Source organism: Streptomyces sp., assembly GCF_035563135.1.
GTDB lineage: Bacteria > Actinomycetota > Actinomycetes > Streptomycetales > Streptomycetaceae > Streptomyces.
Genome location: NZ_DATMVN010000712.1, coordinates 1 through 8,062, shown reverse-complemented (window position 1 = coordinate 8,062; position 8,062 = coordinate 1). Strand labels below are relative to the sequence as shown.

Below are 8,062 nucleotides of genomic sequence, written 5' to 3'. Positions count from 1 at the left end.
CGCCCCGCCATGCGCCGGTGGGGCCGGCCGGCCCGCAGGACCGCCGCCCCCCGGCCCGAACCCCAGCCCCAGCCCCAGCCGTGACCAGCCACTCACCGGAGACGCCATGACCCACCCCGCCGGAACGACCGAGCCCCTGGCCTACCCGATGCGGCGCACCTGTCCCTTCTCTGTGCCGGAGGGCTACGCCGAGCTGCGCGAACACCCGACGGTCGGCCGGGTCGAGCTGCCCACCGGAGCCCTCGCCTGGGCCGTGACCCGCTACGAGGACGTGCGGACGATGCTGGCCGACAACCGGTTCAGCTCCGACCTGCGCCACCCCGGTTTTCCGCTCCTGATGGAGCATCAGCGCCCCGCCCCCGAGTTCTCCACGTCCCTGGTCGGCATGGACCCGCCGGACCACACGCTCGCCCGCCGTGCGGTGGCGGGCGACTTCACCTACCGGCGTATGAACCGTCTGCGTCCGCGCATTCAGGAGATCGTGGACGAGCACGTCGAGCGTCTCCTGGCCGGCCCGCGCCCTGCCGACCTGGTCTCCGCGTTCGCCAATCCCGTTCCCCTGATGGCGATCTGCGAACTGATCGGAGTCCCCTTCGAGGACCGTGACTTCTTCCTGCGGATCTCCTCCACAGTCATGAACGCCACCTCGGCCGACGAGGGTGCGCGTGCCATGCGCGAACTCATGGAGTACATGGACGCGCTGGTCACCTCGAAGGAGAAGGAACCCACCGACGACGTGCTGGGCCGACTGGCCGCACGCCCCGGCGAACCGGGAGTCCCCGGCCACCGCGACATGGTGGGGATGGCCTTCATGCTGCTGATGGCGGGCCACGAGACCCCGGCCAACGTGCTGGGGCTGGGCGCCATGCTGCTGCTGGAGAGGCCCGAAGTGCTGGAGGAACTGCGCGGCGATCCGTCCAGGATGCCCGCCGCGGTGGACGAGCTGCTGCGCTACTTCACCATCGCCGAGATCGGCAACTCGCGTGTCGCCCTGGAGGACGTGGAACTCGGCGGCGTCACCATCCGGGCCGGGGAAGGGGTACTGGGCCTCACGGTCGGCGCCAACCGCGACCCGGCGCGTTTCCAGGACCCCGACCGGTTCGACATAGCCCGTTCCGACCAGGGCCACGTCTCCTTCGGCTACGGCTCCCACCAGTGCCTGGGCCAGCACCTGGCGCGCATCGAACTGGAGGTCGCCTTCACCACCTTGTTCGCGAGGATTCCGGGACTGCGCCTCGCCGTCCCCATGGACACCCTGCGGTTCAAGGACGAACACATCAACTACGGGCTGCACGCACTGCCGGTGACCTGGTGAGGAGGACGGATGAGGATCGGAACCCGCCCCGACCGGTGCATCGGTGCGGGGCACTGCGTGCTCAACAGCCCGGACCTGTTCGACCAGAGCGAGGCCATGGGGACCGTGGTCGTCCTCGCGGAAGAGGTCCCGCGCCCGCTGGCGGAGCAGGCGCGGGCCGCGATCGACGCCTGTCCCACCAGCACCTTGTACATGACCGAAGAATAAGATCCTAGGAAAGTAGCACATGCCATATATATCGGACGGCCCGCGTCTTCCGGCGGGGGCGCGGACCCGACTGCCCTCGCTCACCGGGATGCGGTTCATCGCCGCGATGATGGTCTTCGCCCTGCACGCGGTGGTCGAAGGACTCTTCACCTCGCCGACGGTGAACGACCCGGCGTTCCGCTTTTTGTCGCTCAGCGGCGGAGCCGGAGTCGGCTTCTTCTTCATCCTCAGCGGATTCGTACTGACCTGGTCGGCCCGTGATACGGACACCCTCGGGGCATTCTGGCGACGGCGGCTGTTCAAGATCTACCCGAGCCACCTGCTGACCTACCTCGCCGCCGTCCTGGTCCTGGTCCTGGTGGTGGGACAGGGCATCGGCGCGCGGGACGCGGTCCTCAACGCGCTCCTGCTCCAGTCCTTCTTCCCCTCACCGGCCACCATCAACAGCATCAACCCGGTGGCATGGTCCCTCTCCTGTGAACTGTTGTTCTACCTCTGCTTCCCGGCGCTGCTGATGCTGGTCCGCCGCATCAGGGCCGAACGGCTGTGGATGTGGACCGTGGGAGTCGTGGCGGCGGTCTTTGCCGTGCCGCTGGTGGCGCTGGCGCTGCCGGAGCAGCAGCCCTACCCTGTCCTCGGGGTCACCGAGTGGCAGACCTGGTTCATCTATCACCTGCCGCCGGTGCGCATGCTCGACTTCCTCTTCGGCATCCTGCTCGCCCGTATGGTGCTGGCCGGCCGCAGGATTCCGCTCGGTTTCCCCGCGTCGGTCGTGCTGGCCGTCGTGGTCTTCGCCGTCACCCCGCAGCTGCCGCCGGTCTACGGCCTGGTGTCGACGCTGTTCGTGCCGCTCGGGCTGGTCATCGCCAACGGCGCGGTCGCCGATCGCGACGGTCTGGGCACCGGGCTGTCCGGCCGGACGTGGGTGTGGCTCGGAGAGGTCTCCTTCGCCTTCTACCTCTTCCACCGCCTGGTACTGACCACCGGTCACCATCTGCTGGATCCGGCGAAGGCCTGGGACGCCCCGGTGGCGCTGGCTCTGAGCCTGGCTCTGGCCGCCGTCACACTGGTGATCTCCTGGCTGTCGTTCTCCCTGTTCGAACGCCCGGTGATGCGGAAGTTCGCGGTCGCGCGCGGCGCGCGCGGGAACGGGCCGACGGGCGGAACCGAGGGGCCGCCGCCCCCCGCACCGTCCGCTCCGGTGCCGGACGGCGCAGGCCGGCTTCCCACCGCCTGACGGACACCCTCCCTCGCCAGCCCCGCACAGGTCACCGGCCCGTGCGGGGCTGATCTCGTTTCAGCCCGACTGTTCCGCGCCGGCCGGCTGAGCGTCCGCCGACCGGGCACCCGTCTTCCCGGCGCCTTCCTGCCCGGCGCCGGAGCGCTGGAAGTACACCATCGTCAGAACCGCCAGCAGCAGGAAGATCGCGGTGGAGATCGCCCCGGCGACATTGAGGCCGCTGACGAACGCGGCGTGCGCGGTGTCCAGCAGCGAGTCCGCCGCCTGGCCGGACAGGCCCGCCGCCTCGTGGACAGCTCCCGCGACGGTCTCCTGCGCGTGGTCCGAAGCCGATCCGGACAGTCCGTCGACGCGCGGGGCGCCTTCCATGCGGTAGCTGTACACCGCCGCGCTGACCGTGCCGAGCAGGGCCAGACCGAAAGCACCTCCGAGGAAGTTCGACGTCTCGGAGAGCGAGGCGGCCGAACCGGCACGTTCAGGCGGCACCGAACCGATCACCAGGCCGGTCCCGAGTGCGAACAGCGGTCCGGTGCCCAGGCCCAGGACGGCGACGGCGACCACGACCGACCACACGCCCCATCCCTCGTCCATCACCATGAGCAGCGCCGCTCCCACCGCGGAGACCACCATCCCGCCGATGATCGCGACCTGGGGCTTGACCGTACGGGTCAGCGCCGGTGTGGACATCGTGCCCACCGCCACCGCGAGGCCCATCGGGGCGAACAGCCAGGCCGAGACGAACGGCGAGTAACCCAGCACCGTCTGCAGGAGCTGGGTGACCAGCAGCCCGGTGCCCGCCATCACCACTCCGGCCAGCACCAGCGCGGTGAGGATCAGAGTGAACGAGCTGCTGGCGAACAGCCGCAGGTCCAGCATCGGGTCCTCGATCCGCAGCTGCCTGCGGGCGAACAGCGCGAGGAAGACCAGACCGAACACGAGCGCCACCAGCGCGATCGCCATCGATCCGCTGCCCACGGCGAGCGCCTTGATCGCGTATACGACGGGCAGGATGCCGAGCAGCGACAGCAGCACGCTTCCCATGTCGACCCGCCGCGTCTGCTCGGGCCGGAACTCCGGCAGCAGCATGGGAGCACCGATCAGCACGAGCACCATGACCGGCACGGCCATGAGGAACACCGAGCCCCACCAGAAGTAGTCCAGCAGCAGCCCTCCCACCACCGGGCCGAGAGCGGCGCCGGTGAAGTTGCAGGTGGCCCAGATGGCGATGGCCTTGCCCCGCTGCTGGTCGTCGCGGAACATGTTGCTGATCAGGGCCAGGGTGGAGGGCATCAGCGTCGCTCCCGCGATACCCAGCACCGCGCGGGCCGCGATCAGCATGGCGGGGCTGGTCGCGTAGGCGGCGATCACCGACGCCACCAAGAACCCGGCCACACCGATCATGAGCAGCCGGCGTCGGCCGATCCGGTCGCCGAGCGTGCCCATGGTGATCACCAGACCGGCGACCATGAACCCGTAGACGTCCGTGATCCACAACTGCTGAACGGCCCCGGCGCCCAGATCCGCGGTCAGCTGCGGCAGCGCCAGGAACAGCACGTTCATGTCCAGCGCGACCAGCAAGGTGGGCAGTGCCAGAACCGCAAGGCCGAGCCAGGGGCTTCGCCCGGTCCCCACTGCGGCATCATCTGTCACACGGGCAGACATGTGTGACCTCCCTCTCCGTTGACTGTCTTTCTCGTCTGGTAGTCGGAGCGGAGTGACGGATATTGCGTTCGCGGCCGCGATTGCTCGGCGGTGGCCGGGTCAGTTCCCGGCGCCGCCCACCCGGGCCGCACGGCTCTCCAGATACCGGCGTTCCGGAAGGCTGGCCGTGCGGCGGGAGGCTTCCTCGTAACAGGCATGGGCCGCGGCGTGGTCGCCGGTCATCTCCAGCAGATGGCCGCGTACCGCGAGCAGCCGGTGGTGACCGGCCAGCCGGGTGTCCTCGTCGAGTGAGCTCAGCAGCGCGAGACCCCGGTCGGGGCCGTCGGCCATGGCGACCGCGATGGCATGGTTCAGTGTGACCATGGGGTTGGGCGCGACCTGTTCGAGCAGCCGGTAGAGGATGACGATCTGCCGCCAGTCGGTGTCCTCGCTGCGCGGCGCCTCGGCGTGCAGCGCGGCGATGGCCGCCTGCAGCTGGTACGGGCCCAGGGGATCGCGGACCAAGGCCTCGGTGGTCAGCGCGACGCCCTCCTCGATCGCCCCGCTGTCCCAGCGGCCGCGGTCCTGCTCGGCCAGAGGTATCAGGTTGCCGTCCGGGTCGGTGCGCGCGGCCCGGCGGGCGTCGGTCAGCAGCATCAGCGCCAGCAGCCCGGTGACCTGAGGGTCCTCGGGCAGGACCCGCCGCACGGCCCGGGTGAGCCGGATCGCCTCGCGTGTCAGCTCGACGTGCTGGAGGTCGGGACCGACCGTGCTCGCGTATCCCTCGTTGTAGATCAGATACAGGACGTGCAGGACGACGCCGAGCCGCTCCGTGCGTTCCGCGGCGGGCGGCAGTTCGAAGCGGCCCCCGGCGGCCTTGATGCGCTGCTTGGCGCGGCTGATGCGCTGAGCCATGGTCGTCTCGGGCACCAGGAAGGCCCGGGCGATCTGCGCGGTGGTCAGTCCGCCGCAGGCCCGCAGTGTGAGCGCCAGCTGGGAGGAGGGCGAAAGGCTCGGATGGCAGCACAGGAAGAGCAGGATCAGCGAGTCGTCGCGGTCCGCCCTGAGAGGTTCGTCCGGGCCGGGCGCGGCCGAGCTCCGCGTCGAGTCCAGGGAGGCGACGGTCTCCTCGCGGCGCCGCCGGGCGATGTCGCTGCGAGCCCGGTCGGCCAGCCGGCGGTAGGCGACCGTGGTCAGCCAGCCGAGCGGGTTGTCCGGGACGCCGTCCCTGCGCCATTGCACCGTCGCGTCGAGCAGAGCGTCCTGGGCGGCGTCCTCGCACGCGTCGAACCAGCCGTAGCGTCGTACCAGAGAACCGACGACCTGCGGTATGAGATCACGGAGGAGACTGTCGAAAGGGGGCACGTCTTTCACCGGGCCGCCCGACGACGATCCCTTGGGACCACCGGGCGGATGCGTCCTGTGGAAGTCATCCGAGGTCAGGCCATCCGAGGAGTCGCGCTGTACTGCTGATCTGCTACCGAGGCCGACACCGTAGCACGGCGGGGACACGAGGCGGGGCACGGTGCGAGCCGTGCCCCGGCCGTCAGTGATGGAACTCGCCGCCGTTGACGTCCAGACAGTGGCCGGTGATGGCACGGGCCATGTCGGAGGCCATGAAGAGCACCGCGTCCGCGACCTCCTCCGGCTCCTGGAGCAGGCGCCGGTCCATGTCGGCGGCGATCTCGTCGTAGCCCTCCTGGAGCGACATGCCCCGGACGGCCGCCAGCTCGCCCACGAACTCCTTGACCGTGTCGATCCAGATCGGTCCCGGTGCGACGCTGTTGACCCGGATGCCCTGCGGACCCAGCTCGGTCGACAGACTCTGGGCGAGAGCCAGCAACGCGGACTTGGCGATCTTGTAGGCACCGCAGGCCGGCTTGGAATGGCGCAGCACCGAGGAGTTGATCATGATGATCGAGCCCCGGCTCTCCCGCAACGCGGGAGTGAACAGCTTCGACAGCCGCAGCGCCGCGTAGACACTGGTCTCCATGCCGAGCCGGATGGCGTCCATCGGCACCGTGTCCAACTCCTCGTTGGGCGGCACGGCGAACGCGTTGTTGATCAGGGTGTCCACCCGCCCGAAGGCGCCGAGCGCCGCCTCGACGAGGGCCTCGGCGTCTGCCGGGTCGGTGATGTCGGCCGGCACCACCAGCGCGCGGCGTCCGGTCGCCTCCACCTCTGCGGCCGTCTTGGCCAGGAAGGTCTCCGTCCGTGCGGCCAGGACGACGTCGGCGCCCGCCCGGGCACACCGCACGGCGAGTTCACGGCCGAGGCCCGGCCCCACCCCGGAGACCACGACGACCTTCTCGGGCAGTAGTCGGGGAACGTTCACGTGCTCAACCTCCTGACACGGAGCGACACGCGGCCGCCCGGACGGGGCCGGGGGACCGGCCCCCCGGACGGGATGTCACTCGGGCAGGCCGTCGCTGAAGATGACCTCCCGGACCTCGATACCCAGACCCTTGATCTTGGCGTCGGGCAGCATCGCGGCGACCTCGTGGGCCCGCTCCCGGGTCTTGCAGTCGACGACGTAGAAGCCGCCCAGGAATTCCTTCGACTCGATGTACGGGCCGTCGGTCACCGCGGGCACGCCGTCGTACGCGCGGATGACAGTGCTCGCGGAGGGGTCGGCGAGCGCCTGGGTGAAGACGTACTCCCCGCTCTCCTTGATCTTCGCGATGAAGTCGCCGTGCCCGGTCTGCAGCTCGTTGCGCTCCTCGTCGGACAGCGCGGCCATCACTGCGGGGTTCAGGTGCATGCTCAGCAGGTACTTCACGGTGTCCTCCTTGTACTGACGGACGCTTATGCGTCCCTCTGTTCCATCGTCGGAACGGCTCGGCGGTTCTCGACGTCCCCGGCAAAAAAATTTCCTGGACGCGTGCTCACCAGGTGACGGGGAGCGCGTCCACACCGTAGACCGGTGATTCCGCGCGAAGACGCAGATCCGACTCCGCGCAGGCCAGCCGCAGCCCGGGCAGGGAGCGGAACAGGGCTGGCAGGGCCACCTCCAGTTCCAGGCGCGCCAGGCTCTGCCCGAGACACTGGTGGACGCCGTGACCGAAGGCCAGGTGACGCCCGGCGTCACGGTGGACGTCCAGCTCGTCGGGGCCGGTGTGGACACGTTCGTCGCGGTTGGCGGCCAGCAAGGACATGAGGATGCCGTCCCCCGCCTCGATCCGGACGCCGCCGACCTCGATCGGCTCCGTCGCCAGCCGAGGCATGGGGCCCTGGGTGATGGTCAGCAGGCGCAGCAGTTCCTCGACCGCGGAGGGATACAGCTCCGGCCGCTCGCACAGCGTCGCGAGCTGATCGGGGTGGCGCAGCAGGGTGAGGACGCTCAGCGCGAGGGCGTTGGCGGTCGTCTCGTGCCCGGCGAGCAGGAGGACACGGGCCATGGCGACCGCCTCCTCGTGCGTGAGTTCGCCGGCGTCGACGCGTGCCGCCACTCTGCCCAGGAGATCGTCGGCGCCTTCGCGTTCCTTCCGGGCGACCAGTTCGTCGAGGTAGCCGGCGAGTTCCCCGAACGCGGCGCCCACCATCTCGGGCGGATTCGCCGAGAAGAGCGCGGCGCCGCGTGTCTGGAAGAACTCGTGATCTTCGTAGGGGACGCCGAGGAGATCGCAGATCACCAACGTGGGCAACGGCAGGGCAAAACC

General features: G+C 69.7%; 8 protein-coding genes. 3 read left to right on the top strand and 5 right to left on the bottom strand.

The genetic code is table 11. The annotated features are described in order from the left end of the window. Positions 1-106 precede the first annotated feature (106 nt). From VN520_RS31645 to VN520_RS31635, 3 genes are read left to right on the top strand one after another with little or no spacing between them, the layout of a single operon-like run. Complete coding sequence (locus VN520_RS31645) at positions 107-1,315, top strand: cytochrome P450 (protein WP_325750369.1); 1,209 nt, start codon at positions 107-109, stop codon at positions 1,313-1,315. 9 nt (positions 1,316-1,324) lie between these two features. Next, positions 1,325-1,522 carry a ferredoxin gene (locus tag VN520_RS31640; protein WP_325750368.1) on the top strand — a complete coding sequence of 66 codons (198 nt, stop codon included), beginning with the start codon at positions 1,325-1,327 and terminating at the stop codon, positions 1,520-1,522. A gap of 19 nt (positions 1,523-1,541) precedes the next feature. Further along, on the top strand, positions 1,542-2,759 hold the full coding sequence (locus tag VN520_RS31635) for an acyltransferase (protein WP_325750367.1): 1,218 nt from the start codon (positions 1,542-1,544) through the stop codon (positions 2,757-2,759). Between the two features lie 60 nt (positions 2,760-2,819). Here VN520_RS31635 and VN520_RS31630 read toward each other — a convergent pair whose 3' ends face one another. The 5 genes from VN520_RS31630 to VN520_RS31610 all read right to left on the bottom strand — a co-directional run. Then, positions 2,820-4,424 carry an MFS transporter gene (locus VN520_RS31630; RefSeq protein ID WP_325750366.1) on the bottom strand — a complete coding sequence of 535 codons (1,605 nt, stop codon included), beginning with the start codon at positions 4,422-4,424 and terminating at the stop codon, positions 2,820-2,822. 99 nt (positions 4,425-4,523) lie between these two features. Next, complete coding sequence (locus tag VN520_RS31625) at positions 4,524-5,768, bottom strand: RNA polymerase sigma factor (protein ID WP_325750365.1); 1,245 nt, start codon at positions 5,766-5,768, stop codon at positions 4,524-4,526. A gap of 181 nt (positions 5,769-5,949) precedes the next feature. After that, on the bottom strand, positions 5,950-6,738 hold the full coding sequence (locus VN520_RS31620; RefSeq protein ID WP_325750364.1) for an SDR family oxidoreductase: 789 nt from the start codon (positions 6,736-6,738) through the stop codon (positions 5,950-5,952). Between the two features lie 75 nt (positions 6,739-6,813). Further along, positions 6,814-7,182, bottom strand: coding sequence for a YciI family protein (locus VN520_RS31615; RefSeq protein WP_325750363.1), 369 nt, complete (start codon positions 7,180-7,182; stop codon positions 6,814-6,816). 106 nt (positions 7,183-7,288) lie between these two features. Next, positions 7,289-8,062, bottom strand: a 774-nt coding sequence (locus tag VN520_RS31610; protein WP_325750362.1) for a cytochrome P450, incomplete at its 5' end; no start/stop codon positions are given.